Origin of the sequence: Methylobacterium tarhaniae (assembly GCF_001043955.1) — a bacterium.
GTDB classification, from domain to species: Bacteria; Pseudomonadota; Alphaproteobacteria; order Rhizobiales; family Beijerinckiaceae; genus Methylobacterium; species Methylobacterium tarhaniae.
Genome location: NZ_LABZ01000414.1, coordinates 1 through 790 on the forward strand (window position 1 = coordinate 1; position 790 = coordinate 790).

1 protein-coding gene is annotated in these 790 nt (G+C 65.1%); it reads left to right on the forward strand.

Translation table 11 applies throughout. The annotated features are described in order from the left end of the window. Positions 1–18: 18 nt before the first annotated feature. The coding region (locus VQ03_RS30350) for a hypothetical protein (protein ID WP_157064334.1) at positions 19–790 on the forward strand (772 nt) is incomplete at its 3' end.

Sequence of the window (790 nt, forward strand, 5' to 3'; positions counted from 1 at the left end):
CTCGGGTGGGACGCGACCTTGACGGTCCTGACCAACACCCGGGCCCTCTCCGCCGAAGGTCTGGCCTTGTTGCGGACCCTGCCGATCGACTTCCGCATCATGGAGTGGACGGAGGCGCGCGAGGACGAGAGCCTGAAGGCCGCGGATGTCGCCTTCATCCCCGTGGGCGGGCAGGATTTCAGCCGCGCCAAGTCGCTCAACCGCTGCCTGACCGCCTTGCTGCGCGGCTGCCAGGTCCTGTCGCGAGGCTACCCGCTGTATCGCAGCGTCGGCGAATTCGTCTACCGATCGGCCGACGATCTCGTCGCCGATCTCGAACGGGGCGAAGCCAAGCTCGAAGGAGCGAAGCTCCCGCGCCTGTACGAACTGCTCGATGCTCATGCAAGCCTCGCCGAGGCGGCTGCGACGCTCACCAGCGCTGCCACGTCGTCCCCCAGGCGCGGGACGGCGAAGACCTGCACCGATCGAGCCGGGCCGTCATTCTGTGTCGTCTACGGCAGGAGGACCGACCCGTCCATCCACAAGCTGGTGGGGCGCTTCGGCGGACTCTCGGTCCGCAGCCCCTTCCACGACAAGACACTGAACTGTCACCTTCGGTTCGACTGCATCGATGGCGAGCTCCGTTGCCGGATCGAGAAGTCGCGGATGAAATTTCTGAACCCTGACATTGCCGCGGCAGCGATCGATGTCGGCCGAATCCTGGATTTCGACTTCTACGAGCTGCCATTGAGCCGCATCACCGGATGGAACGCTCCATTCCCGCTGGTCGTCGGAAGTGACCGATTCGGCT